Origin of the sequence: Bradyrhizobium sp. sGM-13 (assembly GCF_018398875.1) — a bacterium.
In the GTDB taxonomy this organism is placed as follows: Bacteria; Pseudomonadota; Alphaproteobacteria; order Rhizobiales; family Xanthobacteraceae; genus Bradyrhizobium.
Window position 1 is genome coordinate 119,419 of sequence record NZ_JAGWDK010000005.1, and the last position, 25,843, is coordinate 145,261.

The following is a 25,843-nucleotide window of genomic DNA, read 5'->3' on the forward strand; positions in this document are numbered from 1 at the left end:
ATATGGCCGAAGTCGTCGCCCCGCGTCCTGCATCCACGATCCTGCTGCTGCGCGACAGCGCGGAGCGTAAGGAAATTGAGGTCTTCATGATGGTCCGCCATTATGAGATCGACTTCAATTCCGGCGCGCTGGTATTTCCCGGCGGCAGTGTCGACAAGGGCGATAAGGAGATCATCGCGCGGCCCGAACTCTATTCGGGCGGCGAGGGCCTCGATGAAGCGACCTTGAGCTTCCGGATTGCCGCGATCCGCGAAACGTTTGAGGAAAGCGGCATCCTGCTGGCGCGGCCGAAGGGGGCGACGGCGCTGGTGGATGCCAAGCGCGCCAGCAAGATCGAGGCCGCGCATCGCGCCGACCTCTGCGACAGCAAGATCAGTTTCCTCCAGGTACTGACCGACAACGGCATGGTGCTGGCGCTCGACGAACTCGTTCCTTACGCGCACTGGATCACGCCGGAGGGCATGCCGAAGCGGTTCGACACCTGGTTCTTCCTTGCCGCCGCACCACCGGAACAGGTCGGCGCCCATGACGGCAGGGAATCCACCGACTCGATCTGGGTGTCGCCGCGCGAGGCGCTGGAGGGCGGCGAGAGCGGGCGCTTCAAGCTGCCGTTCCCGACCACCCGCAACCTGATCAAGCTCGGCAAGCAGGCTGTCGTGAAAGCTGCGCTCGACGACAGCCGCGGCAAATCCGTCGTCACCGTGACACCGGTGATGACCAGGAACAATGGCGGCCGCCAGCTTCGCATCCCGCTCGAAGCCGGCTATGACGGTGACGTGTTCGAGGTCGGCTCCGTCGGCTGACACACTTCGACACATAACGAAGTATTTTTGCGTGCCCGCGCTGTAGGTTGCGCTTCGACAGCAATCGAGAGCGAGTCGGCAACGCATGGACGAAGCACATCCGCGACCTCCCGCTATGGCGACCGAACTGGCGCTCCTGCTCGCGCTCGCGACACTGTGGGGCGCCTCGTACACCTTCATCCGGATCGGCGTAGCCACCATCCCGCCGATCACCCTGATCGCGGGCCGCACGCTGATTGCCGGGCTGCTCCTGCTCATCATTATGCGTTGGCGCGGCGTGCGAATGCCGGTGGATGCCGCGACTTGGCGGCGATTCCTGTTTCAGGCTTGCCTCAACAGCGTCATTCCGTGGACCATGGTCGCCTGGGGCGAGCGGGCACTGGAGGCAGGCCTTGCCACCATCCTCAACTCCACCGCGCCGATTTTCACATTTTTCCTGACGCTCGCGATCACACGCCACGAGGCCGTGACGTCGCGGAAACTGCTCGGCGTCATTGCCGGGATGGCCGGCATCTGCCTGATCGTCGGGGGGCAGGCTCTCTCAGGCTTCGGCGAGGAACTGACGGCCCAGATCGTGATGGTGCTCGCCGCTATCGCCTACGCGGGCGCGGCGATCTTCGGCCGGAGCTTCAAGGATCTCGATCCGATGGTGCCCGCGGCAGGGTCGTTACTATCAGGCGCGGCGATCCTGATTCCGGTGAGCCTTGTCGTGGAGCAGCCGTGGACGCTGGCGCCGTCGATCGATTCGGTGCTGGCGCTGCTAGCGCTCGCGGTATTTTCCACGGCGCTCGCCTTCGCGATCTATTTCCGCCTGATCCAGACCCTGGGATCGGTCGGCACCACGGCTCAAGCCTATCTACGGGTACCGATCGGTGTCGCGCTGGGCGTTGTCTTCCTCGGCGAGCAATTGAGGGCGACGGCATGGATCGGCCTCGTCTGTGTTGTGATCGGCGTCGCGGCGATGACCATCCCAGCGCGAAATGCCGGTGCGGCCAAAGGCCGCCTGAACAGGCTCATGTGAGGAAGGCGTCAACCAGCGCCTGGTCCTGGTCGTAGACCCAGCATTCCCCTAGCAGTCCGTCGCGCACAGCGTACACCAGCAGGCGCTCGACCTCGGCCGTCTTGCCGTCGCGCTCAAAACGCTCTCGGACCAGCAGCGCGCCACGTTCGGGACCGGCCATAATGTCGACGATGGCGAGCAGCTTGCGATTGGTGCGCCTGTTGACCTCGGTCAGGACGCCGAGCGCGGCGGCCTTGCCCGAGTGGTCGCCGGCGAGCGGGTTGCGGCCGAAATAATGCAGCGTGAAGTCGTCGTGATAGCAGGTGGCGAGCGCAGCGCGGTCGCCTGCGAGCCATGCCTTAGCATAGCAGCGGACGGCGTGCCGCGTGTGCTCGATTGCTGCTTGGTTCTCGATTCCAGATCGATTATTTTCCATTGTCCTCACCTCGCTAATCTCCGACATCTCCAAGACTAGATCGACCGGACCATGCGGGCTTTCAGAAACTGGCTATTGGCGCAATGGCAGCAGCGAAACTGATCGGGTGGGGCGCTCGCGTGCTGTATCTGGGTCCGGCCTTCGGCTTGACACCGCACCGGAATGCGGCCGCCGTCCTTGCCGTGGCGCTCGATGGACCGCTGGAGGTCGCCGAGGATCCCGCGGATCACATGACGCGGTATCACGTGGCCCGCAGCGTGCTAATCCTGCCCAACAGCCTCCATCATCTCCGCATCGAACGGGGGCGGATGGCGTTCCTCTACGTCGATCCGCTAGGGCGCGACCTCCGCGCGCTGATCGCCCGTATGACAAATCCGACGCTGCGGGGGGCCTTCGACCTGAGGGAGGAGGCCGCCGTGATCGAACTGATGACGAAGCTGGCCGAGGACCGCATCGGCCGGCAGGAGGGCTGCGCCTCGCTCGGTGAACTGCTGGGCGTGGGGACGCACAAGCGAGCCACGACGCGGATTGCCGCAGCGCTGCGGCATATGCGGGACGAGCCACACCTTGCCCACCGGCTGACCACGTTGGCGGCCCGGGCCGGCCTTTCGCCGTCGCGGTTTCTTCATCTGTTCAAGGCGGAGACGGGGGTACCGCTGCGGCGCTACCGCATCTGGAATCGGATGGGCGCGGCCGTTCGCGCCTGTGGCGAGGGCGCATCCTTGACAGAGGCCGCCCATGCCGCCGGATTCGCCAGCTCGTCACACTTTTCCAGCGCATTTCGCGAGATGTTCGGCATGATGCCGTCGGACTTAGCCAAAGCCCTGCAAGCGGGGGCGGACTGACCCCGGCCAGCCGTTCGGCCGCGTAGCTCATATCCGGCTATTAACCACCCGCCGGCATGTTCCCTACGGGCCGAAATACATCGTATATTGCGCCCGATTGGAGCCCGGCCCCGACCCACATGACCGCTGAAACGCCGCCGAATTCGCCGCCGCGATCGTTCTCGCTTTCGATCGGCCAACTGACATTCGGCAGTTTCATGCTGGTGCTGGCGGTGATCATCATCACCTCGACCGCCAGCGTCGTCGCCATCCGCCACATCGATTCGACCTTTGCCGAGCTGCAGCGGCTGCAGAGCGTCGGCGATCTGGCCGAGGATATCGACCGCCGCATGAACGAATTGCGGCTGGCGGCGCGGGATTTCGTCACGGATCCCGGCAACCAGTCGCTCCAGGTTGGCGAAGCCGCCAACGCGCTCGGCGAGATCCTGAAGAAGACGCGGCTGGAGCTCGCGCCAGAGCAGCAGGACATGATTGATGGCGTCACCGAGCGCCTGGCAACCTACCGCACCGGCATCGAGCGGATTTCCGCGCTGATCAACCGCCGCGCAGAGATGATCGTCGCGCTGCCGCCCTTGCGCGAGCAATTCGATACGGCGATCGCCGAGGCGTCCGATCCCCACCTTGCGATGGCCCTGGCTCAGACCCAGAGCCGGATCGCTTCGGCGTTGCTGGCGCATAACCCTTCGGCGGCTGAACAGGCTGCGGAAAGCATGCGCTCGATGACGATCGCGGACTCAAAGCTGCGCGCGATCGTCGACGATTATGCGCTGGCGATCGTCAACATATCGATCCGCGAACGGCAGATATCCGACATAGACAGGGAAGTGCTCGGTGCGGAGGGCCGCCTGATCCAGCGCGTCACAGAATTGTTGCGCGACGTCAGCGAGCGGCGGGGGCGCGTCCTCTCGCGCGATTTTGCGAGGACCCTGACGGAGGCGAAATGGCAGAGCATCGTTCTCGGCACTGCCGGCGTCCTGATCGGACTGTTTGCGTCGCTGCTGGTGGTTCGGCGCACCGTACGTCCGCTTGCCGCGATCGCTGGCTCGATCCGCGCGGTGGCCGGCGGCGAGAAGAACGCCTCGATCCCGGCGACCGACGTGGACAACGAGATCGGCGACATCGCCCGCGCGGCCGAAGTATTCCGGCGAACGCTGGTCGATGCCGACACCGCACGCGAGGCGGCGGTGCGTGCGCTCGCCGAACAGCGGCTTGCGGAGGAAAGTTACCGCAAGCTGTTCGAGTCCTCAGTCGACGGAATCTATGTTACGACGCCCGGCGGCGCGCTGCTGAACGCCAACCCGGCGCTGGCGCGGATGATGGGCTATGCCACGCCACAGGATCTGATCAACGGCATCGGCGACATCGCGGATACCGTTTACGTTCAACCCGAAGCGCGGGCGGAATATGCGCGGCTGATGCAGCGCGACGGCATGATCCGCGAATATGAATACCAGGTTCGCACCCGCACTGGCGCGGTGCTCTGGCTCTCCGACAGCGCCAGCGCAGTGCGCAACGAAGCGGGGGAGATCGTCCGCTACGAAGGAACGGTGCGCGATATCACCGACCAGAAGCGGGCCGAGGATGCGATCGCCGAAGGACGCCGCCTGCTGCAAATGGTGATCGACACCGTGCCTGCGGTCATCAACGTCAAGGATAAGCAGCTCCGCTACGTCCTGATGAACCGCTATATGGCCGGCATTTTCGGGGTCGAGCCGGGGTATGCGATCGGCCGCACCACCGCCGAGTTGATGTCGCGCTACGGCGCGGAAAAGACCGACGAGCCCGACAAGCGGGTGCTGGCGGTCGGCAAGGAACTCGGCTTCTACGAGGAAGAATACAAGGACGCGTCCGGCCATATGCGGCAATGGCTGGTCAACAAGCTGCCGATCCTGGATGCGGCCGGCGAGATCGAGAACATCGTGACGGTTGCGCTCGACATCGGGGAGCGCAAGCGCGTCGAATCCGAGATGCGCAAGGCCAAGGATGCGGCGGAGGGAGCGCTACGGAACCTGCGTGAGACGCAGAATTCGCTGATCGAGGCGGAAAAGCTCGCCGCGTTGGGACGGCTGGTGGCCGGCGTAGCCCACGAGGTCAACAATCCCGTCGGCATCAGCCTGACGGTGGCGTCCGCGTTGGAGCGAAAGACGTCGAACTTTGCAGCGGAGGTCGCCCGCGGCGAGTTGCGACGTTCCAGCCTGAACGATTTTCTCGATACCAGCCGCTCGGCGTCGTCGCAGCTCGTCGCCAATCTCAACCGCGCCGCCGAGTTGATCCAATCGTTCAAGCAGGTGGCCGCCGATCGCAACTATTCGGACCAGCGCACCTTCGATCTAGGCGATCTCACTGAGCAGGTGGTGATGTCGTTGCGGCCCGGCCTGCGCAAGCACAATCTGACGCTCAATGTCGAGTGCCAGCCCAACCTGATGATGAACAGCTATCCGGGGCCGTACGGACAGGTGCTTACCAACCTGTTCCTCAATTCGGTGGCGCATGCCTTCCCGGACGGCAAGCCGGGGACGGTCGATATCCAGGTGCGGGAGTCCGGCAAGGACAATGTCGAGATCATCTTTTCAGATAACGGCATTGGCATGAGCCTCGATGTCCGCCGCCGCGCCTTCGATCCATTCTTCACCACGCGGCGCGATCAGGGCGGCACCGGGCTCGGCCTGCACATCGTCTACAGCATCGTGACGACCCGCCTTGGCGGCCGGCTTGACCTCGATTCTGAGCCGGGCGGCGGCACGCGCATTCAAATGATCCTGCCGCGCACGGCGCCGCTGGAGCAGGCGGCGGAATAGGGCCGCGCCCGGCCGCTAGTCGATATCAGCCAATTTGTGCAACGTGGCGCCGAAGATCTGGCTCGCTTTGCCGACGAGCGCGGTTCCATTCATGCTGCCGCGGGTGTCGGTGAAGGTTCCGGATACGCCGATGCCGACCGGGGCGGGGCCGCCGAACAGCGGATTGTCGTTGTCGCGCGGGGTGGTGTGACGCTGCACCAGGACCTCGCCCTTGAAGGTGTCGCCCTTCACGGTGTAGCTGCCGGTGTAAAACAGATAGGCGTCGCCGCCGAGAATCTGGCCGTCCCGGAACAGAATAACGCCGCTGCCCTTGCCGATGCGCCCATCCAGCAGGGTGACGTGGATCGAATAGAGCCCGTTCTTCATGGCGTCCCAGTGCCGGCGTCCGCGCCCACGGAAGCTGGTTATCATTTATGCCAAAGCGTGGCCCATAGCGTCAACGCGTCAGGTTGCCTGCCGATTCCCGTACAGGACCAAACCCGAAGCGTACCGCCCCGGCGTGACGTGAGGGTGACGGGCGGTGAACCGAATCAAGTTGGCCCGTGAAATGCATAGTGCTCTTCGGCACCGGCCGGTGGGTGCAGGAGCAGAGAAACAGGTGACCAACTGGATCAATTCCGGCGGCCACGTTGCGCGCCGACACACAGAAAAAAACTTCCGTGAAACTACGGCCCGCCATCTTGTGGGCCGCTGGAGAGAGCCGCTGATCATCGGCAGCGTGTTGCTGATGTTGCCGCTGGCATCGGCTCCCGGCGCGGTCCGCGATCCCGACGGGCGTTATGCCAACTCACCGCTGAAGCAGTGGTTCGACAGTCTGAAGAGCGGAAGGGGACCTTGCTGTTCCGATGCTGATGGCAGCGCCGTCAGCGACGTGGATTGGGAATCGAAAGGCGGACACTACCGCGTTCGCATCGACGGCGAGTGGTACGACGTGCCTGAAGATGCCGTCATCACCGAGCCGAACCGGGTAGGGCGAACCATGGTCTGGCCGATCCGCGGCTATCAGGGATTGAGCATTCGCTGCTTCATGCCGGGATCGATGACGTGAGCGACTATCAATCCTCATCGTGAGGAGCCGCGCGAGCGGCGTCTCGAACCATGTAGGCCCGCCTGTGGCCGTACGGTCCGCCCGGCGATGCGCAGCATCGTCCGGAGGGCGCGCGTGCCGCGCTCCTCACCATGAGGATCAAATGATGCTCATGTATATTTTTTGTCGCGTTCGAGCAGTTCGATCGAAATGCCCTGCGGCCCTCGGATGAAGCAGATGCGAACGCCAGGACGTATGGTGGTCGGCTCCTTCGTGAACTCGACGCCCTTGGCCTTGATCTCGGCGGCGACCGCGTCGATGTCTTTCACCGTCAGGCCGAAATGGTCGAGCCCCTGGTAGGGCGTCACCGGCGGCGCGTTCACGCCGTCGCTGGCGGCAACGGGTGCGATGAACACGTTGGCGCCGCCGAGTTTGACGTCGAGCCGCCCAGGGGCACGGACGATCTCGCCGCCCAGAATGTCTTCCAGCCAGGCGGCAGTCGCTTCGGGATCGGGGCTGCGCAAATGCACATGGTCCCAGGTAACGGTCGGCATCTCGAACGGTCTCCATTATTGTTGTTGCGGCGCTGAAGGTTGGTTGCGTCGCGGTGGCAATGAAGCCGCCAGCCAATCCACAACTCTGTCCTGCAAGTCTTATCCTGCAACCCTTGCACCGCCGCCGCAATATTGTCGAGGTGGCATGAAACCATTCCTGCCCTGGATGATTGTTGACGGCGGCGGGATCCGTACAGCGGCGGTCGTGATAGAAGCCGTAGGGGAAAACGCCCGTATGGCTTTTCTTCATGCGCGGCACTGGCAATCGCCGACGCTGCCGGGTGAGGGCGAGGGTATGAGAATCGCCGGGTGGTCGTTCGGAAGATTCGAAGCGCGGCTTGCCGTGCTGCCGGCGATCGCTATCGTTGGATGCGCCATATGGTTGATGCTCCCGCAAGCGAGCGATGCCGAAAGCCATCTGGCGCCGACGCCGTCTGAAGTTGCCGGCGTCACGCAAGGCATTTCCCGTACGGATGATCCGACTCAGGCGCCCCTGCAGAGCCCGGGGCTGGCAGCAGTTTCTACCGATCCCAACCAGGCGGTTGGCGCCGCGGCGCCTCTCGACATCGCGCAGCCAGAGACGGTTGCTCCTGCCACGTCGCCGCTCGACGGCCTGAAAATCATCTCGCAGTCATGGCGAAGGGGCGGGCTCGGCTCGAAAGCGCTGGTGACCTTCACGCTTCGCAACACCAATGACTACGCGGTGAGGGATATCGAGATCGCCTGCAATTTCATCCGCCGGGACGGCAGCCATCTGACCGCCCGCAGGCGGATCATTCCCGATACTGTGAACATGAAGAGCCGGAAGCGATACGCCGGCATGCTGGTCGGGTTCGTCAACGTCCATGCGAATAAGGCGAAATGTTCACTGGTGACGGCCAGCCGCGTTTAGCCCTGTGCGGCCGGACTCACCTTTCATCTCCGAAATGTGACCTGCGCCTTTGAACCTTGCAAGTTGAGCAGGAACTAAACGGTATATCGCCCGTTGGGCGGTTGAACCGCGCGGCGTTCGCGCGGGGGAGTAAGACCAATGCCCGTGACGCGTTATTTCCTGTTTGTCGGCGGTGTGCTGCTCGCGCTGTTGTTGGCGATCGATGCGCTTGTCCCAGAACAGGCGGGCGTGGCCAGCCAGGCCGTTTCTTCGGTCGACAAGACCGTTCCTTCGATCGACAAGACCATAGTGCGCATTCGTTCCGACCAGAAGCTGCCGGAGCGGGTGGTCTTTGACACCAGCCTTCCGACCATTGTTCCGCCGCCGGCCATGACCGCCCAAGCCATTGCGCCGTCCGCGCCCGCCACAGCCCCTGCCGACGCCGCTCAGGGCCGTGCGCGGGAGACGTTTGCCCAATACGTCCCGGCGGAGGCGAAGAAGCCGGAGCCGCCGGTCCAGCGCAAGCGCAAGGTGGCGAGAAGCCGTCCGGCACCGTCGATGCAGTTCGCGCAGCCGCCGCAAGTGCGGGTCGCGCAGCAGTCACAATTTGGCTTCTTCGGTGGCCCGAGCTGGAACACCTGGTAAGCGCCCCGCCTGACTAGCGTGGTAGCTTCGGAATCTTGTCCGCAAAACCATTGTAGCAGGTCAACCGTTCGTCTTCCTCCTTGACGAAGCGGCAGTCATTGACGCCCTTCGCCGCCGGCGCCTTTGGTTTGGGCTGTGGCGCATAAATGGCGTCGTAGCAATTCAGGCGTTCCTTGGTCGCATCGTCGATATCCTGGCAGGCCTGCAACTTTTGGGCGACCGACAACGGCTTTTCTTTCTTGCCCGCCGTCGGATTCTTCTCCCCGACCACAACCAGCGGTTTGCCGCCGATGGTGGGAGGATTGGCCGGGCCGGCCGGGGTACTCGTTCCCTGAGCCAGCGCCGCCGCCGGATACAGGATTGCCAGCGTCAGGATGATCTTTCTCATATGAAATGTCCGAATAGCCGTAAGCTGAACCAGCGCCGCTGGGAGAACCACAACTCCCGACCCTCGGAATCGAAAATCCCGCTGGGCGCCTGTGTTCTCTAGCATCATCCCCGAGCGTCTGTCTAACTCGTTGATTTAATAGCCATTCAATTGAGCCTGCGACGGCTTGGTGGGGGCAGCCGGGCGCTTACGCCCATTGTCGGCGCGCTGCGGACGCTACATTGGCGTCGTCCATGGCGAGGCGCCCGCAACCGGACCGAGCGATTGCAGAGGGGCGACGCGACGTCGGCTACAGTGGCCATTCCATCGAGAATGTCGGCAGCGGGCCTGCGCGCATCCTCGCCACGAATTTCGGCCAGCAGGCGGAACTGTTTAAAAAAATTCCGCGACCGCGACGTGGTCATCGTCCCAAAGGATGGGCCCGTTGGGGAGAGCGCGCTTTGCGTCCCTGAAAACCCCGCCTGATCTCGCGAGCAATCGCATCAGTGGGGTTCAGGCGCAGGTCTAGCGTAGGCGATAGGCGTCAAATGCGTGGGCCAGGAAGATGCCGATGCTGACGAAGGCGAGGAGTGCCGTCACGACCTCAGTCATAGCCTTCCTCCCTGTATTGCCATGCCGGGAAGGGCACGCTTGAGAAACTCGCGGTAGATGAGGTTGAGGACCGATACTAACATGATCTAACCCCTTGTTTGATGGTGGGACCCTAGCGGCTCTTTGTTTCCGGAGCGCTTCGCGGCGGAGCAGAATGGTTTCGTCGCGCCGGCTCGCGATCACAGAATTGCGACGGAACCGGAACCATCCAAAACAAGCTGTGCCAGCGATCGGCCCGCCCTTTTCTCGCCATCCTAATTCAGGAGACGTGCGGGGCGGTGCTACGGGGCAACGTTCCCAAAGGTCCTACGTGATCATCCGACATTTGCAGCAAAACGAGACTCTTAGGTCGCGCCGCGCGTTCCTGCGCGGAATTGTGTCTTCGGCCAGCGCGCTTGCGCTCGGCGGATGCGCCAGCCTCGGCGCGACGGGCGCGCGTTACGACGCTTCGTCGCTCTCGGTGGAGCCGACATTGCTGGTCGCAACAACGCGCAAGCCGGTGAGCGGCGGGCGAGCGAAACCGTGGTTCGGATCGGAGCGGGCTTCGAAGATGATCGTGGCACGGGCAAAGCTGGTGCCGCCCGACGAGAATCGTTTCTCCCTCGCCGCAGCCGGACTTGGCGATTGGCGTCTCGATACGGTCGAGCCGGTATCGGGAGAGGTCGGTGATCTTCTCGGGCAAGCTAGCGGCGGCTCGGACGTGCTTATTTACGTGCACGGTTTCAAGCAGACGTTCGAGACGGCGGCGCTCGATGCCGCGCACCTCGCCGACGGCGTCAGATTCCGCGGCCAGACGATGGTGTTCTCCTGGCCGTCCAAGGCGGGACTGTTCGATTACGCCTATGACCGCGACAGTGCGATGTACTCCCGCGATGCCTTCGAGCGCGTGCTGCATTCCCTCGCCACTGCCCCGAGTGTCGGCCGCGTTCACATCGTCGCGCACAGCATGGGCACCATGTTGACCCTTGAAGGGCTGCGTCAGCTCTATGCGCGATATGGCGACAGCGTTGCCGGCAAGATCGGGGCCGTGGTGTTCGCCTCACCGGACATCGATATGGATGTGTTCTCGTCGGCGACCCAGAATATCGGGCCGCTCACCCGCAAGATCACCGTCGTCGCCTCGACGAATGATCGCGCGCTCGCGTTGTCGGGACGATTGGCCGGCGGGATGACGCGGGTTGGCGCCGCCGAGAAGGCCACGATCGAGCAGCTCGGCGTGCGCGTCATCGATGCCTCCGATTCAGGCTGGGGCATCATCAACCACGATCTGTTTCTATCCAATGCCGAGGTACGGAAGGTGATACGCCGCTCGATCGATACTTCGGCCGCGTGAGCTCGCCTTCGGCGCAACGGCATCGCACGACAACATGATGGCGCCCGTCCGTGGCCGGCAAAGGGTCACCACAACGTCACGGTGTCGTCACCCATAATCTCGCCAAATTGACGGAACAATTATTCGTGGCCGGCACGGTGGTGCTCGGTCTCGCCTCGAACTGCTCAACGCTTGAATTGCTCAACATCCGCAACGCCGACCGGTTGTCGGCGCGCGATGCTTTGCGAGTCGATCGGAGAGATATGGGCGACAGCGGGCCTTGTCGGCGATCCAGATTGTTCAGTTGTTACAGAGGAATATAAAAATCATGCGTCAAGCAACATCCAGGGCCGCGGCAGGTTCGCGCGCGAACCATCGACAGGTGCTGTCACTCGCGGCGGGCGTCGCCTTGCTCGCGGGGGTCACTACGGCTCATGCGCAGAGCACGGGCATCGCCTCCTGCGACGACTTCCTGACCAAGTATGACGCGTGCGTCGTCTCCCAGGTCCCCGAGGCACAGCGCGCGATGTATAAGACGCAGATCGACCAGACGCGCAAGGCGTGGGTCGACATGGCCAAGAACCCGTCGACCAAGGCGACCATGGAAGCGACCTGCAAGCAGACTTTGGATGCGACGAAGGCATCGCTCACGGCCTATGGCTGCTCGTTCTGATCGGCGCGTGCGCCGCTGAAGGGAGTGGCGTCGAATGGGCGCCACTCCCTGACGGCGTGCGGGACCAGATGGAGAGCGGCCAGCGATGTCGGCGAGGCGCTCCTTCGGAACTTGCTAAACTACGTGGGCAGCGCCGGCACGCGATTCACGATCAAGCGGCGCGTTTCAAGGCGCGGTCTGCAAACTTCTTCTTGTCTATTAACCACCTGTTAACCATAACGCCCCAGCATTGCCGCTTCACAGAGAGTCGCCTAGGGCCGTAATCCGAAGGCGCGATTGACCGTTCATCTTGGGGGCGAGCAGAGGCTCGCGGGGCTCCAAGGAGCAACGTCATGTCATCATCTGGCGTACGCCTGCTGTCCGATTTCGTCCCGGCGATTTTCGGCGCACTTGGTTTGGGTATCCCGATTGCGGTCGCGATCATCTGGATTTGTTCCTGATCGCGGAATGTCGCGTGGCTTCGAGGTTCGGCTATGCGGCCTCGGCGCACCCCGTGAGGCTCGAAGTAGCGGCCAGCCTGTCGCATTCGGTTTGGTATGAGCGATGAATCAGCGTCTTTCCCTCGTCTGCCTCGTGGTCGCGGACTATGACGAGGCGATCGCCTTCTTCACTGGTGCCCTGGATTTCGAGGTCTGCGAGGATACGCCGCTCGGCGGCGGCAAGCGTTGGGTGGTCGTGCGCCCACCGGTCAGTGCCGGCTCCGGCCTGCTATTGGCGCGGGCTGACCGTCCGGCCCAAGTGGCGCGCATTGGTGACCAAACCGGGGGGCGGGTCTTCCTGTTCCTCGAGACGGATGATTTCGGCTGCGATCATGCGCGCATGATCGCAGCCGGCGTGCGGTTCCTTGAGGAGCCGCGGCATGAGTCCTATGGCGTCGTTGCGGTTTTCGAGGATCTCTGTGGCAACCGTTGGGATCTGATCCAGCGCAAGTTGACGCACGGCTGCGACACCAGTTCTTAGCGCCAAGAGGCGGTTTGCTCCAGCGCGTCGTGGCGCGCTCTGGAGACGCCGAAACTGTTACCCCACGTCTCGGGTATCAACTGCAACCCATGTGTCCGGAACGGATACGCTCAGAAATGGCGCGCTCGGAGAGATTCGAACTCCCGACCCTCGGAATCGAAATCCGATGCTCTATCCAGCTGAGCTACGAGCGCCTGCGGTGGCTGGTATCAGACTTGGTCTGATAGAGCCAGTAGCGGAGGTTAGTTGCAAGGATGGCGCCGGCGGTCCTGGCCGATATAGGCGGCTGCGCCCCGGCGGCAGAGGATGGTCGAGGGGCCGTCGTAATAGGCGAAGGTGCCGGGCTGCGGGCCGGGCCCGTAATTGTGCAGGAAGCTGATGGGGTAAGGCAGGCCCCAATTGTGCAGGTGCCGATTATGGCGGGCGTCCGCCAGGTTTGGGGCGAGGGCCGCGGTGGAGAGCAGGGCGGCGGCAACGAAAAACTTTGCTTTGGTCATTTCGATTCTCCGGAGATCCCACTGAAACTGTGGTGATTCGATCTGAATGCGTAGAAACTCGTGCGAAGAAAGCGTGTTAAAACAAGAGGATAGAAACCTAAGCTGTGATTCGATCGAAGCCTGTAACGCCTGCCATTTTGGCTGAGCCAACGTCCCATTCTAGGAGAATCGGGCGGAAATGCTGCGGAAAGCCATCCTAACGTGCCCATTTTTGGCCTCAAGGGATGCTTAACGAATTCCCAACACAGTCCGGCCAGACTTCTGTCCGGCCTCGTCTTCAAGGGCCGACCTATCCCCTCTGACAAAGGCTATCCGGTTCCCGATCGACCCCATGCGCATCACGTCTCTTGCCTTGCTGTCCCTCTCGGTCCTGGTCGCGAGCCCGGCGCGCGCCGACTTGCATATCACGCGCGACCACGGCGGTTATGTCGAGGAGTACAAGGCCAAGTACAAGCGCATCCGCGACCGCAAGGAGCGCGTCATCATCGACGGCATCTGCAACTCGGCCTGCACGCTGGTGTTCGGCATCGTGCCGATGAACAAGATCTGCGTGACGCCGAAAGCAAGCGTTGGTTTCCACCAGGCCTATTACGACAAGGCCTTCACTTTCGGGATCAAGGTCACGAGTGCTGAAGGGACGTCGGACCTGATGTCCTATTATCCGGAAACGGTGAAGGACTGGATCCGCCGCAATGGCGGGCTCACCACCGAGATGAAGAAGATCAAGAACGGCCGTGAGCTCTGGAAGATCGTCGATCCCTGTCCGGAAGAGTGGTGATCAGCCCCTTATCAATCTCACAAGCCTCTAGAACGTGACTATGCCGCGATAAGGTCGCTGCGCTTTACATTGTTCTTCGATATCTGAAGTCGCGCCGGCGGTCCCGCGTGACCAATTTTGCCGCACAGCATGCGATCGGGCAACAGGGGCGGCAAATGACTGGCGACTTCGAAAAAATTGCCGCGCGCGCGGCGCCCGCGATCTTCGTCGTGCTTTGGAGCACGGGCTTCATCGGCACCAAATATGTGCTGAACAGCGCCGAGCCTCTGACCTATCTCGCGATCCGCATGGCGTGCGTGGTGGGACTGATGGCGATCATCGTGGCGGTGGCGCGGCCGCGCTGGCCGGATCGCATCGGCGTCGCGCACAGCGCCGTCGCCGGCATTCTCGTGCACGGCTTCTATCTCGGCGGCACGGCGATCGCGATCGCACATTCGATTCCGGCGGGACTCTCGGCTTTGATTCCGGGCTTGCAGCCGATCCTCACCTCGACGCTTGCGAGCCGCTGGCTCGGCGAGCGCGTCACGCCGCTGCAATGGAGCGGGTTACTGCTCGGACTCGCCGGTGTCGTGCTGATCCTGCACGACAGGCCGATGAGCGGAGAGGCGGGCTGGGGGTGGCTCGCCTCGGCCATCTCGCTAATCAGCATCACGCTTGGCACCCTGTACCAACGCCGCTACTGCAGCGCAATCGACTGGCGGTCCGGCAATCTCGTGCAATACGTCGCGGTGACGATCTTCTTCGGTCTCGGCGCATGGTTGTTTGAGACCAACGAGGTGCATTGGACCACCGAGTTCATCCTGGCGCTGGCCTGGCTTGCGGTCGTCCTGTCGATCGGATCGATCGGGCTGCTCTATTGGCTGATCCGGCGCTCGGCTGCGACGTCGGTAGCGAGCTTGTTCTATCTGGTGCCCGCGGTGACGTCGCTGATGGCCTACGTGCTGTTCGGCGAGCGGCTGGACGCGGTCTCGATCGCCGGCATGGCCGCCTGCGCGGCCGCCGTACTGGTGGTCAATCGCCGCTCAGTTTGAAGTAGAGCGTTCAGCTCGCCTGCACGTATAAATTTCATGAAGCATATCAGTATTTTCCATGGGTTGTGCCCATTAAGGCGATCGTAAGCAAAACGGGTCAGATTGGGCGTGATTTTGGGGGATTTCTCATCATGACCACGCAATCCGTTGGAAAGTTCTTGCCGGCGCTCAAGCTGCGCCTTGGTACCAAGGCTGTCATCTGTGCGATCCTCCTGATCGCGGTGAATACCGCACTGGTGGTCGGGGCGGCCCATTGGTCGCTGACCTCCGAATTCGGCGACCGGGCGCTGCGGGACATCGAGGTCAACCTGCGCACGCTGGGTCTGGCATTTGCCGAGACCTACAGCGACGCCAAGATCACCATCAAGGACGGGGCGGTCGCCCGGGCCGAAATTCCGAAGATGCCCGAGTTCAAGGACCACGCGATCGTCGATCGCGCGGTGGGCTATGCCGGCGGCAACGCGACGCTTTTCGTCTATGACGACGCCAGCAACCAGTACGTCCGCCGCACCACCAATGTGAAGAAGGAGAACGGCGATCGCGCCGTCGGCACTCAGCTCGCGGCAGACCATCCCGGGCAGGCGATCGTGCGCCGCGGCGAGGCCTACCGTGGCCCGGCGACGCTGTTCGGCAAGACGTTCATGACGGCCTACTATCCGATCGTGAATCCGGCCGGCAAGGTGATCGGCCTGCTGTATGTCGGCATTCCCATGGCTCACTACGAGAGCATGCTGTCGCATGCCATTCAGAACATGGCGATCGCAGCCGGCGTCGCGGCGCTTCTGGTGATGCTCCTGACCTTGCTGCTCGTGCGCCGGGTGACCAAGCCGCTGACCTCGGTCACGGCTTCGCTCACCGCCATTGCCAACGGCAACACCGACGTGGAAATCGACTGCGACGACCGGATGGACGAGATCGGCGAGATTGCGCGTACGCTTGCGGTCTTCAAGAACAATTCGGTCGAGCGTCGGCGCATGCGCGACGAACAGACTGCGACCGCCGCGGCCGCGGCCGAGCAGCGCAAGGCGGAATTGCGCGGCTTCGTCGACGAGTTCCAGACCAGCGTTGGTGGCATCCTCGACAAGGTGCTGAGCTCGTCCAGCGAATTCGAGCGCGTGGCCCGCCAGCTCACCGACACCGCGCGGACTACGGCAAGCCTGTCCGGCAAGTCGGCCGGCGCTTCTGAGACCGCTTCCGAGCATGTCCGCACCGCGGCGGCCGCCTCCGACGAGCTGTCCAGCTCGATCGCCGAAATCACCCGCCGGGTCCAGGAATCGAACGGCATCGCAGCCGACGCCGTCAAGCAGGCCGCCGCCACCGACCAGCGCATCAACGAATTGTCGGAAGCCGGCGCCCGGATTGGCGACGTGGTGAAGCTGATCACCTCGATCGCCGAGCAGACCAACCTCCTGGCGCTCAACGCCACCATCGAGGCGGCGCGGGCAGGCGATGCCGGCCGCGGCTTTGCCGTGGTGGCGCAGGAGGTCAAGAGCCTCGCCGGTCAGACCGCGAAAGCGACGGAAGAGATCTCCAGCCAGATCGGCAGCATGCAGCTTGCGACTGAAGAGTCGGTCAGCGCGATCAAGGCGATTGGCCAGACCATCGAGCGCATCAGCGATATCGCCACCTCGATCTCGGCGGCGGTCGAGCAGCAGCGCGGCGCGACCCAGAACATCGCGCAGAGCGTGCGCGCGGCGGCGAGCGGCACGGCCGATGTTGCGGCCAACATCCGCAACGCTGCGCAGGGCGCCGACGAGACCGGCGAGACCTCGAGCCGGATGTTTGCCTCTGCGCAGAATCTGTCGAGCGAAAGCCTGCACCTGAAGGCCGAGGTGGAAAAATTCCTCGACCGCGTTCGCGCCGCCTGACGAGGGCGGTGCATCACGCCGCCCGCGAAACCGGAAGCCGGTGCCGAAAACTTAGTTTGTCATTCCGGGATGGTGCGTTAGCACCAGACCTCAGGGGTGCAATTGCACCCCCGGGGAATATCGAGATCCCGGATATGGTCCTTCGGACCATCCCGGGATGACGGTTTCGATTGCGCAGCAGTCGCAACCGTCACTTCGGCTGGGGCACGATCCGGATATAGGGCTTCGGTGCCTTCCAGCCGGCCGGATAGATCGTCTTCGCCTCGTCGTCGCTGACGGAGCCCGCGATGATGACGTCCTCGCCCTGTTTCCAGTCGGCCGGCGTCGCGACGCGATGCTTTGCGGTCAGCTGCAGCGAGTCGATTGCGCGCAGGATCTCCTGGAAGTTGCGGCCGGTGGTCATCGGATAGACGATCGTCAGCTTGATCTTCTTGTCGGGGCCGATCACGATCGCGTTGCGGACGGTCTGGTTGTCCGCAGGCGTGCGGGTGAGGGGATCGCCCGAGGTCGAAGCCGGCAGCATCTCGTAAAGCTTGGAGACGTTGTAGTCGGTATCGCCGATCATCGGATAGTTCGGCGCAGCACCCTGCGTCTCCTTGATGTCCTCCGACCATTTGGCATGGCGGTCGACAGGATCGACGCTCAGGCCAATCAGCTTGACGCCGCGCTTGTCGAATTCCGGTTTCAGCTTGGCGAGCAAGCCGAGCTCGGTGGTGCAGACAGGGGTGAAATCCTTGGGGTGCGAGAACAGCATCGCCCAGCTATTTCCGATCCAGTCGTGGAATTTAATTTTGCCCTCAGTGGTTTCGGCTTCGAAATCGGGGGCGACAGCGCCTATCGGAAGTGCCATGGTTTTACCTCATGTTGTTTAAGTTACAGGGAAATTTGCCTTAAGGATTATAGGAGTCTGAAGCGGTTAAGTGAACCAGTTAGCGCGAAAGGTGAGATCCTTCTCCGCGAGTTCGGAACTCCTAGCATCTTCTTTTCATCCGCGCCTCTGCGACGAAAAGGCCCGTTGGTTCCTGCATTCGATGGAGGAAGGCAGGTTTACGAACCATCCTCTTGTTCGATCGCGATCTTTTCATAACCGTTCCACTTTACTGCCGTCGCTGTCCCGATATTGCCTTTTATCGCCCGCATCACGCCGGGCCGCTTTGCACCCGGGAATGCATTGATCTGAACCGTGACCGACCTCACAGCGACCAATTGGCAACCATGTAAAAATCAGGGGATGCGGGTTTCGAATTGTTAACCGCTCGTTCATGGCCCGTATGGAAATGCTGAACTGGAATTGAAATTGAGAAGTGCAACTATGTCTGCCCCGACCGCTGAAATATCCCTCCAACCATCCTGCCGCAAGACCGCCGCTCATGCGCTCACCATCGTGCGCGACGGTGTGATCACCGGCGAGGGCCCAACGACCAAGGGCCGTATCCATTTCTCCCGCGCACTCGATGCCGATGACGCCGCGTGGTGCGCACGCATCCTCACCGTGAGCGCCGTTGAGCATGAGCCGGTGAGCCGCGCCGAAATCGAAGCGTTGTTCGAAATCAGCGATGCGGCTGCGGAACGTACCGATGACGGTCGTTTCGACGATTTGCTGGCCAAGGCGGTCGCCCACCATGCCGCTTCCGAATCCGGCCTGCCGGTGCCGCCGCGCACCGTGGCGCTGTCGCCGGATACGCCGATCGAGAGCTGGGCGCCGACGAAGGCCGCCAACATCGACACCAAGGTGCTGGAATGGATCGCCAGCCAGATGCGCGGCAAGCGCCACAGCAACCATCGGCTTGCCGCGCTGGTCGCTACCCTGGTCGGCGCCGCCGCGCTGCCGCTCGCGCAACTGCCGGGCATGCTGGACATGGGGCTGCTGTAGGTTCATTCGGGATTGATCGATCTCACGACGGCGGGATCATTCCCGCCGTTTTTGTTGTGAAAGGTCCTGCATCGTCCTCCGCTGTCATCCCCGCCACCGGGTCGCGCGAACGCGCGCCCGATGACAGGTTCAGGCGGGGATCCAGTATGCTACGGCCTATCGGTTCAATCACTGCTGTCTCTGGAATACTGGGTCGCCCGGTCAAGCCGGACGATGGCGACTGAATATGCGTTCGCGATCTCGCGCATCATCTGCGCGAGGTTTGGCTGAAACTTCCCGCCCTCTTGGTCAGAGGGCGCAGGGAAGACCGGGTGCTGGCTGCACCCGCGGTCTCGCGTGCGATTTGCGCAAACAAAAGTGCACACGAGCATACAGGGCAGCGGGAGCATTCCGGCCTTCCCTGCGCAATGGCTTTACGGCTTACTTCGTGCTCTTCCCGGTGAACGGCTTTCTTGCCACCGTCGCTCCACGAGATACCCCCGTGAAAACTTAACGCCAGCACCGCGGCGCCAGAACCACACGACTTCGCCGTACGCGTCCGGCGCGTACGTCTATCGCGCCATTCACGTCCATCGCATCTCACCGCGCGTTCGTGACGATGGCCAACGCCCCTCATCCGCCGTGAGACGGGCGGAGTTATGCGACTGATTTGCCCTGCAGGTTAAGCGGAATATTTTTGTTCCGGGGCTTGACACGATTTCTGAAAATCAGAAGTGATTTGCCCGTCGGGCACTCGCTGCGATGTGTGACCGTTTAAATTTTCAAAAATGAGGGCAGGAGTGGTGTGATGCCGCAAGTATGCCGAAATGCATCGTCCGCGGATTCAGCGAGTCATGGGCTTTAATTCTCGCCAGGGCACCCCATATGACCGTCATGGCACAATGGAAATCATCGACCACGCGGCAACCACCGATGACGAAGGATGAGTTGCGCCTGATGCTGACCGAGGCGGTGCGCAATACGCAGGCAATCGCCGATCACAAGCCGAAACGCACCCCGGGGGCCGAGGACGATCAGTCCTAGCTAGCCGCCGCTCATCCGCAACAGCCAAGAACCACACCAGGCGCGGTGGCTAATGTCGATCCCGAAGCCTGACCTAATCAAACGCAAAAGGATTAACGGATGCGGATAGCCGCCAAGGCCACCGAACAAGAGAACATCGAGGGGCCGCAAGCGGTGTCTTTTCAGATCGCGAACGGAACTGCGCGGCAGCGTTGCGTTCTGCAAACCGAGCTGCCGACCAAGGCTTTGGCGCAAAAATTTCTTCTCGCAAATTGGCCTGTTATTGAAAAGATGGCGCGCGACGCGCTCGCGGCCGGAAGTCTAGAAGACGGCCAGATCAAACTCGTCATGGCGGCCTGAGCAGTTCATTATCAACGCCAATTTTGGATTGCAGGACCAGTCATGCTGAAAGATCGCGAAAATATTCTGAATGCGCTCCGCGAGAAGCCGCTCAAGGCGTACCAACTCATGCGGCGTGCCAATCTCCCCAATGAGGAAGCCTGCCAATCGCTGCTTCTGAAGATGCGCGACGAAGGTCTGGTGAAATTCGACATCCACAAGGGGTTATGGCTCATCGGATAGTCAGATGCATGCGGCAGGGTTATTGCCCCGCCGTTTTCTGCTATGCCGCTTTCCGTCTCCAACACGAGCGTAGATCGTGTTGCTGAAGGTGCCGGTGTCGCCGAGATAATGGCCACTCGCCATGCCGAGCCGTTTGCCATGGTGAGGGTCGGGAACTGCGAATGCGAGTTCTGGAAGTTGACGCCTTGTCCCCCACTTTTGCGCGGAACCAGCCTCAAGTCGCGAAGCAGTGGTCGGGGCCGGCAAATCCTGCTTGGAAACACATGGAAACATTGCAGCCTGACATCGTTCTTCGATGGAAGGAGGCCCACCATGAGCAAGTTTCATGAGAAGGTCGAGGCTCAGACCAAACAGATCATCGGGCAAATGCTCGGCGACGACCTGCTGGTTCGGGAAGGCAAGCAGCAACATCGGCAGGCGACAGAGCCCGAACCGGCTGATCCCGGCTCGTCCGATGGCGGCGATGATCAGGGCATCGACCGCGATCAACGGGGACAGGAGCAACCCAAGGACAAGGAGCGTGCCCAGCGCGTGAGCCGGGTCGACCGCGGCGGCGATCCGCCTGGCAAGAAGGTTTCAGGCAATCGCTAAATAAAGCAATCGCTAAACAAGAGAAGAGGCGGTGTTGGACCGCCTCTTCTCCAATGCCCGTTGTTAGCTACTGACAGATATGGCGGCGGCCGTCGCCACCGATGAATGTCGTTCCGGGTTGACAGACGAAGCCGCTATTGTAGTAGCGCGGCCCGTAGCCATAATTGTAGGCATAGACGTCGTTTCGGAACGGCGCCGTCGCAATCGCGCCGGCCGTGCCGATCGCGCCGCCAACCACGCCGGCGGCTATTTCACCTGGCCAGAATCCGCTGTGACGATGATAGATCCGGTCCTGAGTCTGCGGTTTACGGATAGCATCCGACCGTCCGTGAGGATCCTGCGCCAGTGCCGGCGCTGCGACCGCAGTCGAAAGAACCGCCGCTGCGGCTAGGAGCTTCAAGTTCATGAGTTGCCTCCGTTGTACCAACTGTGGGCCAACCGGGGGCGCCTGCGACCGTTCCGATATCGTGATCGATACGCTTCAAACGGATGTGAGGTTTCAGTTCCAGTTCCTGTTTAGCCAAGGCGCTCATCAGCAAACGCACGATGGTTTCGCAGCCGGGTCATCGGGCATTCTCGCGCACTGAAACCCATCAATGCTCGCGGTCGTGAGCTGCGCGATCACATTCCCGCTCGTTGCGCGATCCAGCAGCCGGCACTTTGCGATCTGCAACCAAGGACGTGGACGCGCAGTGCAAGGGCCAGGCATGACGAGAGCGAGACTCCCGAGAAAAATCGGAACGGTATCAGCCTATCCGCCGTTTCTGGTTTGTCGTCCTTTTCCTCCCGAGACGACAATTTCTCGATGGCCCCGGCGCGCCGATTGCGTCGGGGCTTTTTCCACCCTGCAGCGATCGAGATTAGCTCCTTGCGGTTCAGCAGCCAGCGGCTTGCAATGTCGGGTGCCGGACAGACGCCGTTCCCGAGAAAAGGATAGCGTTTAATATCAACGGTAACCCTCCGGCAGCCGCGTGACTGAGAGACGCAAAGTGCTCCCGCCAATCCGGGAGTTCTCATGCAGTCTTTTTTAGGCAATTTGCTGCTGTCGTCTTTCGCCCCGCCGGACCTCGAGCTATTGCGGCCTCACCTCAGACCGGTCGTGCTGGAGTCCACCAAGATCCTGCATGAATCCGGTGAGAACATTGGCGGGGTCTACTTTCCATTCGATGCGGTGATTTCGCTCGTGGTGCTGCTTGAGGGCGGAGAAACCGTCGAAGCCGCCATGGTTGGCCGCGACGGTGTGATCGGCGCTTCGGCGGCTTTGGACGGCAAGCTGGCCCTGAATCGCGCGATCGTTCAAATCGGCGGACATGGCGTGGTCTGCGAGCCCGACGCATTCAAGCGCGTCGCGCTCGACCGCCCGGGTATGCTTTCGATGATCATCAGTCACGAGCAGACGGTTTATGGCCAGGCGCAGCAGTCCGCCGCCTGCAACATCCTCCACGATTCGACGGCGCGGCTGTGCCGCTGGCTGCTGCGTGCGCGCGACCTGTCGGGAAGCGATACGCTCCCTTTTACGCAGGAGTTTCTCGCGGAAATGCTGGGTGTCCGGCGAACCACCGTTTCCCCGGTGGCGCATACGCTGCAAGCTGCGGGAATGATCCGGTACCGGCGAGGCAAGATCGAGATCACCGACGTGGAAGCGCTGCGGGAAAGCGCATGCGAGTGCTATGAGACGGTTCGTGACAATTACGATCGGTTGCTGGGGCGCAACCGCAATAGCGGCCCTGATCACGCACCTCCGAAGGATTGAATAGCGATCCGTTTACGAGATAGTTCGTCGTCATTTTAGAATCTAGTCAGGCGATCGCGACGCGCTTCTGGTCATAGCCTCGGAGGCTGGCTTGATCGGATCAGCGTTAAACGTCTTCATCTCCGAATGATGGCATGTTCTGCACTTCGAACGTGCGATGCTCCAGCCCGTCCGAATCAATGGAGACGACAACCGCGATCATTCTCGTTGCGCAGTTTGGACAGCGCGGAGACGGAAGAGGAAGCAGTTCCGGGTCGGGCCTTGGCATGAAAAAATTTGCGCATGGTCCGATCTCAGGTCTATCCAGTTGCCGACATAACGGGTCGATATCTTGCAACGGGTTTGGTTACCCGGCCGGTCAAGAGATCAAACTGGGTTCGCGCGTCGGGAACGCGTGCGAGATGCCGTTGATTCTCGAATCCGACGCGCCTTGGGAACGATGTTCGTCGCGGTCGATTTGACCGGGATAGCTCAATCTCAGGGAGCATCCGCATGGATCTGAGCGGCAAGAAAATTGCGATCCTCGCTACGCACGGTTTCGAACAGTCGGAACTCGAAGTACCGCGCGATCGGCTGAAAAAGGCCGGGGCTGTTGTCGACGTGATCTCGCCGGCATCAGGCGAAATCAGGGGATGGGACAAGAAGGACTGGGGACGGCCGATCGGAGTCGACAAGACGCTCGATCAGGCTTCACCTTCGGACTATGACGCCGTCGTGCTGCCCGGCGGCCAGATCAATCCCGACTTGCTCCGGGTGGAACAGAAAGCGCTCAAGTTCATCAAGGACATTTTCGACGCCGGGAAAACCGTCGCGGCCGTATGCCATGCGCCGTGGCTTCTGATCGAAACCGGCATCGCCAGGGGACGGAAGATGACGTCCTACAAGTCGATCAAGACCGATGTCGCCAACGCCGGTGCCAAATGGCAGGACTCGGAGGTCGTGGTCGACCAGGGCGTGATTACGTCCCGCAACCCGGGTGACCTCGAAGCGTTCAGCGCAAAAATCATCGAGGAGGTGAGGGAAGGCCGGCACAACAGGCGCAGCGCAGCCTGAACGAAAGGCGATCATCATGAAGAGCAAGCTCGTCGCCGCCGAAGAGCAGGCGCAGGTTCACGTCGTCATCCTGGACACCGGCGAGGAGGCGTTTGCCGCGCTCACCCGGTTCGCAGCCGAATCCGGGGTCTTCGCGGCTTCGCTGACCGCGATCGGCGCCTTCGAACGGGCGACGATCGGCTGGTTCGACCTCGCCGCAAAGAACTACCGGAAGATCGAGGTCGACGAGCAGTGCGAAGTCCTCAGCGCGATCGGCGACGTTGCTGCCGGCGACGACGGCAAGCCCAGCCTGCACGTTCATGTCGTGCTCGGCCTTGCCGACGGCTCGACGCGCGGCGGCCATCTGCTGGCAGCCACCGTCAGGCCGACGCTCGAGGTGATCTTGACCGAAGCGCCGGCAGCGCTTCGGCGCAAAAAGAGGCCCGACCTCGGCATTGCCCTGATCGATCTTGCCGCCGGGGGCGGGTAGCGCCTCCGACGAACGCCTTTAGGAACCAATTCATTCGGTCCCATGTTGTCAGTGCACCATCAATGGAGGACGCCATGCCGGACAAAGACCTGAATGAATTGTTCCTGGATACTCTCAAGGACATCTATTACGCCGAGAAGCAGATCCTGAAGGCGCTGCCGAAAATGGCGAAGGCCGCCACCTCGGACAAGCTGCGGGCCGCCTTCGAAAAGCACCACGAAGAGACCGAGGCGCATGTCGAAAGGCTGGAAGAGATATTCGAGCTTCTCGGCAAGCCAGCGCGCGGCAAGAAGTGCGAAGCGATCGAGGGCATCATCGACGAAGGCAAGGACATCATGGAGCAGTATGCCGACACGCCCGCGCTCGATGCCGGCCTGTTGGCAGCCGCCCAGTCGGTCGAGCATTACGAGATTTCTCGTTACGGCACCCTGAAAGCCTGGGCACAAAAGCTCAACAATCCGCAAGCCATGAAGCTGATCGATCAGACGCTCGCCGAAGAGAAAAAGACCGACGAAACTCTGACCAAGATCGCGGAGACCGAGGTTAATTACGAGGCCGCGGCATAGGGCCACTCGTTCTACCGCGTCATAGCTGCTCAAATTAAAGAAGCCCCGCCAACTCTGGTCATGGGATTGCGGGGCTCGAGTTCGACGTTTGGGGAAGGAAAACCCGGAGAGCGCTCGATTGCTGCTGTATTGCTTCGCAGGAGCGTCTCACGGCTCCCGCCGGAGTTCGAGACCGGAAGGAGACACGGCAGCAAAACGCGCGCCGAGGTAGTCGTTTCGCGGGTCGAACAGATTATTTGTGCGCCGGGCGCCAGCGTAAGCAAACGTTTAGCCGCAGCCCGTACAATACCGGCATCAGTTTCTGCATTAACCTCTGGTTAGTCATGCGCCTTCTGCCGATGAAAGAGCCGGACAGGTCCTGGCGGTCGATCAAGGGCCAGTGGAAGAAGGACGCCGAAAGCGTCGGCGAGGACTTTTCGACCTTTTCGACGGGAAGCTATGCGGCCTATGACGGGTTGACCAAGGAAGGCGATCACCCCAGCCTGTACTGCCTGTCCGACGGTGAGCGCATCCATGCGGCCTGCCAGGTCAGCCGCCTGATGATGAGCAAATTTCCGGATCCCATCCTCCGCGCGCGCTTTATTGTGGTGTCGCCGGTTTACGAACTCGGCATCGCCGACGACGGTCAGTACGCCCAAACGATGGTGGCGCTGTTCTCGGGCATCGTATGGCTGTCGAGGGATACGATGTCGGCGAGCCACATCCGGTTTTTCCTGCGCAGTCCCGGAGACTCGCAGTTCTTTGCGGCGCTGCAGGCGTCGACGCCGGGCTCGCTGTTTTCGAAATTCACGATCGACGGGGCGCTGATCGAGTGCAGTCTCAAAGAAGACGAAATGGCGGAGTCCGCTTGATTCCGCGGCCGCTTTAACCTCCCGAT

The 25,843-nt window shown here is 61.9% G+C and carries 29 protein-coding genes, 1 tRNA gene and 1 pseudogene; 22 read left to right on the forward strand and 9 right to left on the reverse strand.

Annotated features, from left to right (window positions below):
* Positions 1-2 precede the first annotated feature (2 nt).
* The gene (locus KJQ96_RS09215) at positions 3-803 is read left to right on the forward strand and encodes an NUDIX hydrolase (RefSeq protein ID WP_213286341.1); all 801 of its coding nucleotides are present in this window, start codon (positions 3-5) and stop codon (positions 801-803) included.
* A gap of 85 nt (positions 804-888) precedes the next feature.
* On the forward strand, positions 889-1,824 hold the full coding sequence (locus KJQ96_RS09220) for a DMT family transporter (RefSeq protein ID WP_213286342.1): 936 nt from the start codon (positions 889-891) through the stop codon (positions 1,822-1,824).
* On the opposite strand, the gene KJQ96_RS09225 is transcribed toward KJQ96_RS09220, so the two are convergent.
* Entirely contained in the window at positions 1,817-2,239 is a 423-nt protein-coding gene (locus KJQ96_RS09225) for a nuclear transport factor 2 family protein (RefSeq protein WP_213286343.1), read from the reverse strand. The two genes, KJQ96_RS09220 and KJQ96_RS09225, sit on opposite strands and share 8 nt — an antisense overlap.
* Before the next feature lie 83 nt (positions 2,240-2,322).
* On the opposite strand from KJQ96_RS09225, the gene KJQ96_RS09230 reads away from it, so the two are divergent.
* Positions 2,323-3,084, forward strand: a complete 762-nt coding sequence (locus KJQ96_RS09230; RefSeq protein ID WP_213286344.1) for an AraC family transcriptional regulator — start codon at positions 2,323-2,325, stop codon at positions 3,082-3,084.
* Positions 3,085-3,203: 119 nt separating this feature from the next.
* Positions 3,204-5,882, forward strand: a complete 2,679-nt coding sequence (locus KJQ96_RS09235; RefSeq protein WP_213286345.1) for a PAS domain S-box protein — start codon at positions 3,204-3,206, stop codon at positions 5,880-5,882.
* 15 nt (positions 5,883-5,897) lie between these two features.
* Here KJQ96_RS09235 and KJQ96_RS09240 read toward each other — a convergent pair whose 3' ends face one another.
* Positions 5,898-6,248: a GrlR family regulatory protein gene (locus KJQ96_RS09240; protein WP_213286567.1), complete on the reverse strand. Its 351-nt coding sequence runs from the start codon at positions 6,246-6,248 to the stop codon at positions 5,898-5,900.
* Between the two features lie 232 nt (positions 6,249-6,480).
* On the opposite strand from KJQ96_RS09240, the gene KJQ96_RS09245 reads away from it, so the two are divergent.
* Positions 6,481-6,930 (forward strand): hypothetical protein, encoded by a 450-nt coding sequence (locus KJQ96_RS09245; RefSeq protein ID WP_213286346.1) that lies wholly within the window; start codon positions 6,481-6,483, stop codon positions 6,928-6,930.
* 149 nt (positions 6,931-7,079) lie between these two features.
* Here KJQ96_RS09245 and KJQ96_RS09250 read toward each other — a convergent pair whose 3' ends face one another.
* Entirely contained in the window at positions 7,080-7,463 is a 384-nt protein-coding gene (locus KJQ96_RS09250; RefSeq protein ID WP_028345460.1) for a VOC family protein, read from the reverse strand.
* 235 nt (positions 7,464-7,698) lie between these two features.
* Between KJQ96_RS09250 and KJQ96_RS09255 the strand changes: the two genes are divergently transcribed.
* Together KJQ96_RS09255 and KJQ96_RS09260 are read left to right on the forward strand one after the other, a co-directional pair.
* A complete protein-coding gene (locus KJQ96_RS09255; protein ID WP_213286347.1) occupies positions 7,699-8,355 on the forward strand; it encodes a hypothetical protein in 657 nt (218 codons plus the stop codon).
* A gap of 138 nt (positions 8,356-8,493) precedes the next feature.
* A complete protein-coding gene (locus KJQ96_RS09260) occupies positions 8,494-8,979 on the forward strand; it encodes a hypothetical protein (RefSeq protein WP_213286348.1) in 486 nt (161 codons plus the stop codon).
* Between the two features lie 13 nt (positions 8,980-8,992).
* On the opposite strand, the gene KJQ96_RS09265 is transcribed toward KJQ96_RS09260, so the two are convergent.
* A complete protein-coding gene (locus KJQ96_RS09265; RefSeq protein ID WP_213286349.1) occupies positions 8,993-9,367 on the reverse strand; it encodes a hypothetical protein in 375 nt (124 codons plus the stop codon).
* 967 nt (positions 9,368-10,334) lie between these two features.
* On the opposite strand from KJQ96_RS09265, the gene KJQ96_RS09270 reads away from it, so the two are divergent.
* The 3 genes from KJQ96_RS09270 to KJQ96_RS09280 all read left to right on the forward strand — a co-directional run bounded on the left by KJQ96_RS09270 (position 10,335) and on the right by KJQ96_RS09280 (position 12,903).
* Entirely contained in the window at positions 10,335-11,291 is a 957-nt protein-coding gene (locus KJQ96_RS09270) for an alpha/beta fold hydrolase (protein WP_309142386.1), read from the forward strand.
* A gap of 307 nt (positions 11,292-11,598) precedes the next feature.
* The gene (locus KJQ96_RS09275) at positions 11,599-11,943 is read left to right on the forward strand and encodes a hypothetical protein (RefSeq protein WP_213286351.1); all 345 of its coding nucleotides are present in this window, start codon (positions 11,599-11,601) and stop codon (positions 11,941-11,943) included.
* A gap of 543 nt (positions 11,944-12,486) precedes the next feature.
* Positions 12,487-12,903, forward strand: a complete 417-nt coding sequence (locus tag KJQ96_RS09280) for a VOC family protein (RefSeq protein WP_213286352.1) — start codon at positions 12,487-12,489, stop codon at positions 12,901-12,903.
* Between the two features lie 117 nt (positions 12,904-13,020).
* On the opposite strand, the gene KJQ96_RS09285 is transcribed toward KJQ96_RS09280, so the two are convergent.
* Together KJQ96_RS09285 and KJQ96_RS09290 are read right to left on the reverse strand one after the other, a co-directional pair.
* Positions 13,021-13,097, reverse strand: a tRNA-Arg gene (locus KJQ96_RS09285).
* A gap of 48 nt (positions 13,098-13,145) precedes the next feature.
* On the reverse strand, positions 13,146-13,400 hold the full coding sequence (locus KJQ96_RS09290; RefSeq protein ID WP_213286353.1) for a hypothetical protein: 255 nt from the start codon (positions 13,398-13,400) through the stop codon (positions 13,146-13,148).
* A gap of 331 nt (positions 13,401-13,731) precedes the next feature.
* Here KJQ96_RS09290 and KJQ96_RS09295 point away from each other — a divergent pair, with 331 nt between their 5' ends.
* From KJQ96_RS09295 to KJQ96_RS09305, 3 genes are all read left to right on the forward strand, one after another.
* On the forward strand, positions 13,732-14,178 hold the full coding sequence (locus tag KJQ96_RS09295) for a hypothetical protein (RefSeq protein ID WP_213286354.1): 447 nt from the start codon (positions 13,732-13,734) through the stop codon (positions 14,176-14,178).
* Between the two features lie 155 nt (positions 14,179-14,333).
* Positions 14,334-15,209 (forward strand): DMT family transporter, encoded by an 876-nt coding sequence (locus tag KJQ96_RS09300; protein WP_213286355.1) that lies wholly within the window; start codon positions 14,334-14,336, stop codon positions 15,207-15,209.
* Positions 15,210-15,340: 131 nt separating this feature from the next.
* Complete coding sequence (locus KJQ96_RS09305; RefSeq protein WP_213286356.1) at positions 15,341-17,077, forward strand: methyl-accepting chemotaxis protein; 1,737 nt, start codon at positions 15,341-15,343, stop codon at positions 17,075-17,077.
* A gap of 190 nt (positions 17,078-17,267) precedes the next feature.
* Here KJQ96_RS09305 and KJQ96_RS09310 read toward each other — a convergent pair whose 3' ends face one another.
* Positions 17,268-17,927 (reverse strand): peroxiredoxin, encoded by a 660-nt coding sequence (locus tag KJQ96_RS09310; RefSeq protein WP_213245355.1) that lies wholly within the window; start codon positions 17,925-17,927, stop codon positions 17,268-17,270.
* 462 nt (positions 17,928-18,389) lie between these two features.
* Between KJQ96_RS09310 and KJQ96_RS09315 the strand changes: the two genes are divergently transcribed.
* From KJQ96_RS09315 to KJQ96_RS09325, 3 genes are all read left to right on the forward strand, one after another.
* The gene (locus KJQ96_RS09315; RefSeq protein WP_213286357.1) at positions 18,390-18,950 is read left to right on the forward strand and encodes a hypothetical protein; all 561 of its coding nucleotides are present in this window, start codon (positions 18,390-18,392) and stop codon (positions 18,948-18,950) included.
* A gap of 1,122 nt (positions 18,951-20,072) precedes the next feature.
* Complete coding sequence (locus KJQ96_RS09320) at positions 20,073-20,312, forward strand: hypothetical protein (RefSeq protein ID WP_213286358.1); 240 nt, start codon at positions 20,073-20,075, stop codon at positions 20,310-20,312.
* Positions 20,313-20,354: 42 nt separating this feature from the next.
* On the forward strand, positions 20,355-20,534 hold the full coding sequence (locus KJQ96_RS09325) for a hypothetical protein (RefSeq protein ID WP_057855515.1): 180 nt from the start codon (positions 20,355-20,357) through the stop codon (positions 20,532-20,534).
* 69 nt (positions 20,535-20,603) lie between these two features.
* On the opposite strand, the pseudogene KJQ96_RS40145 reads toward KJQ96_RS09325, so the two are convergent.
* A pseudogene (locus KJQ96_RS40145) lies at positions 20,604-20,722 on the reverse strand (alkaline phosphatase family protein); the annotation flags it as partial.
* Positions 20,723-20,846: 124 nt separating this feature from the next.
* On the opposite strand from KJQ96_RS40145, the gene KJQ96_RS09330 reads away from it, so the two are divergent.
* The gene (locus tag KJQ96_RS09330) at positions 20,847-21,125 is read left to right on the forward strand and encodes a hypothetical protein (protein WP_213286359.1); all 279 of its coding nucleotides are present in this window, start codon (positions 20,847-20,849) and stop codon (positions 21,123-21,125) included.
* Between the two features lie 67 nt (positions 21,126-21,192).
* On the opposite strand, the gene KJQ96_RS09335 is transcribed toward KJQ96_RS09330, so the two are convergent.
* Positions 21,193-21,531 (reverse strand): hypothetical protein, encoded by a 339-nt coding sequence (locus tag KJQ96_RS09335; RefSeq protein ID WP_213286360.1) that lies wholly within the window; start codon positions 21,529-21,531, stop codon positions 21,193-21,195.
* 693 nt (positions 21,532-22,224) lie between these two features.
* On the opposite strand from KJQ96_RS09335, the gene KJQ96_RS09340 reads away from it, so the two are divergent.
* The 5 genes from KJQ96_RS09340 to KJQ96_RS09360 all read left to right on the forward strand — a co-directional run bounded on the left by KJQ96_RS09340 (position 22,225) and on the right by KJQ96_RS09360 (position 25,817).
* Entirely contained in the window at positions 22,225-22,878 is a 654-nt protein-coding gene (locus KJQ96_RS09340; protein ID WP_309142387.1) for a Crp/Fnr family transcriptional regulator, read from the forward strand.
* 492 nt (positions 22,879-23,370) lie between these two features.
* On the forward strand, positions 23,371-23,931 hold the full coding sequence (locus KJQ96_RS09345) for a type 1 glutamine amidotransferase domain-containing protein (protein WP_213286362.1): 561 nt from the start codon (positions 23,371-23,373) through the stop codon (positions 23,929-23,931).
* A gap of 16 nt (positions 23,932-23,947) precedes the next feature.
* Complete coding sequence (locus KJQ96_RS09350) at positions 23,948-24,400, forward strand: PPC domain-containing DNA-binding protein (RefSeq protein WP_213286363.1); 453 nt, start codon at positions 23,948-23,950, stop codon at positions 24,398-24,400.
* Between the two features lie 74 nt (positions 24,401-24,474).
* Positions 24,475-24,966, forward strand: a complete 492-nt coding sequence (locus KJQ96_RS09355; RefSeq protein WP_213286364.1) for a ferritin-like domain-containing protein — start codon at positions 24,475-24,477, stop codon at positions 24,964-24,966.
* Positions 24,967-25,202: 236 nt separating this feature from the next.
* Positions 25,203-25,817, forward strand: coding sequence for a hypothetical protein (locus KJQ96_RS09360; protein WP_213286365.1), 615 nt, complete (start codon positions 25,203-25,205; stop codon positions 25,815-25,817).
* Positions 25,818-25,843 lie beyond the last annotated feature (26 nt).

What these genes read in the sequence shown, in the direction of transcription:
- KJQ96_RS09305 (WP_213286356.1), top strand. Translation starts at nt 15,341, where the DNA reads ATGACCACGCAATCCGTTGGAAAGTTCTTGCCGGCGCTCAAGCTGCGC.
- KJQ96_RS09355 (WP_213286364.1), top strand. Translation starts at nt 24,475, where the DNA reads ATGCCGGACAAAGACCTGAATGAATTGTTCCTGGATACTCTCAAGGAC.
- KJQ96_RS09240 (WP_213286567.1), bottom strand. Translation starts at nt 6,248, where the DNA reads ATGAAGAACGGGCTCTATTCGATCCACGTCACCCTGCTGGATGGGCGC.
- KJQ96_RS09290 (WP_213286353.1), bottom strand. Translation starts at nt 13,400, where the DNA reads ATGACCAAAGCAAAGTTTTTCGTTGCCGCCGCCCTGCTCTCCACCGCG.
- KJQ96_RS09225 (WP_213286343.1), bottom strand. Translation starts at nt 2,239, where the DNA reads ATGGAAAATAATCGATCTGGAATCGAGAACCAAGCAGCAATCGAGCAC.
- KJQ96_RS09295 (WP_213286354.1), top strand. Translation starts at nt 13,732, where the DNA reads ATGCGCATCACGTCTCTTGCCTTGCTGTCCCTCTCGGTCCTGGTCGCG.
- KJQ96_RS09260 (WP_213286348.1), top strand. Translation starts at nt 8,494, where the DNA reads ATGCCCGTGACGCGTTATTTCCTGTTTGTCGGCGGTGTGCTGCTCGCG.
- KJQ96_RS09345 (WP_213286362.1), top strand. Translation starts at nt 23,371, where the DNA reads ATGGATCTGAGCGGCAAGAAAATTGCGATCCTCGCTACGCACGGTTTC.
- KJQ96_RS09310 (WP_213245355.1), bottom strand. Translation starts at nt 17,927, where the DNA reads ATGGCACTTCCGATAGGCGCTGTCGCCCCCGATTTCGAAGCCGAAACC.
- KJQ96_RS09255 (WP_213286347.1), top strand. Translation starts at nt 7,699, where the DNA reads ATGGCTTTTCTTCATGCGCGGCACTGGCAATCGCCGACGCTGCCGGGT.
- KJQ96_RS09215 (WP_213286341.1), top strand. Translation starts at nt 3, where the DNA reads ATGGCCGAAGTCGTCGCCCCGCGTCCTGCATCCACGATCCTGCTGCTG.
- KJQ96_RS09325 (WP_057855515.1), top strand. Translation starts at nt 20,355, where the DNA reads ATGCTGAAAGATCGCGAAAATATTCTGAATGCGCTCCGCGAGAAGCCG.
- KJQ96_RS09315 (WP_213286357.1), top strand. Translation starts at nt 18,390, where the DNA reads ATGTCTGCCCCGACCGCTGAAATATCCCTCCAACCATCCTGCCGCAAG.
- KJQ96_RS09320 (WP_213286358.1), top strand. Translation starts at nt 20,073, where the DNA reads ATGCGGATAGCCGCCAAGGCCACCGAACAAGAGAACATCGAGGGGCCG.
- KJQ96_RS09265 (WP_213286349.1), bottom strand. Translation starts at nt 9,367, where the DNA reads ATGAGAAAGATCATCCTGACGCTGGCAATCCTGTATCCGGCGGCGGCG.
- KJQ96_RS09235 (WP_213286345.1), top strand. Translation starts at nt 3,204, where the DNA reads ATGACCGCTGAAACGCCGCCGAATTCGCCGCCGCGATCGTTCTCGCTT.
- KJQ96_RS09220 (WP_213286342.1), top strand. Translation starts at nt 889, where the DNA reads ATGGACGAAGCACATCCGCGACCTCCCGCTATGGCGACCGAACTGGCG.
- KJQ96_RS09335 (WP_213286360.1), bottom strand. Translation starts at nt 21,531, where the DNA reads ATGAACTTGAAGCTCCTAGCCGCAGCGGCGGTTCTTTCGACTGCGGTC.
- KJQ96_RS09300 (WP_213286355.1), top strand. Translation starts at nt 14,334, where the DNA reads ATGACTGGCGACTTCGAAAAAATTGCCGCGCGCGCGGCGCCCGCGATC.
- KJQ96_RS09280 (WP_213286352.1), top strand. Translation starts at nt 12,487, where the DNA reads ATGAATCAGCGTCTTTCCCTCGTCTGCCTCGTGGTCGCGGACTATGAC.
- KJQ96_RS09250 (WP_028345460.1), bottom strand. Translation starts at nt 7,463, where the DNA reads ATGCCGACCGTTACCTGGGACCATGTGCATTTGCGCAGCCCCGATCCC.
- KJQ96_RS09330 (WP_213286359.1), top strand. Translation starts at nt 20,847, where the DNA reads ATGAGCAAGTTTCATGAGAAGGTCGAGGCTCAGACCAAACAGATCATC.
- KJQ96_RS09230 (WP_213286344.1), top strand. Translation starts at nt 2,323, where the DNA reads ATGGCAGCAGCGAAACTGATCGGGTGGGGCGCTCGCGTGCTGTATCTG.
- KJQ96_RS09350 (WP_213286363.1), top strand. Translation starts at nt 23,948, where the DNA reads ATGAAGAGCAAGCTCGTCGCCGCCGAAGAGCAGGCGCAGGTTCACGTC.
- KJQ96_RS09275 (WP_213286351.1), top strand. Translation starts at nt 11,599, where the DNA reads ATGCGTCAAGCAACATCCAGGGCCGCGGCAGGTTCGCGCGCGAACCAT.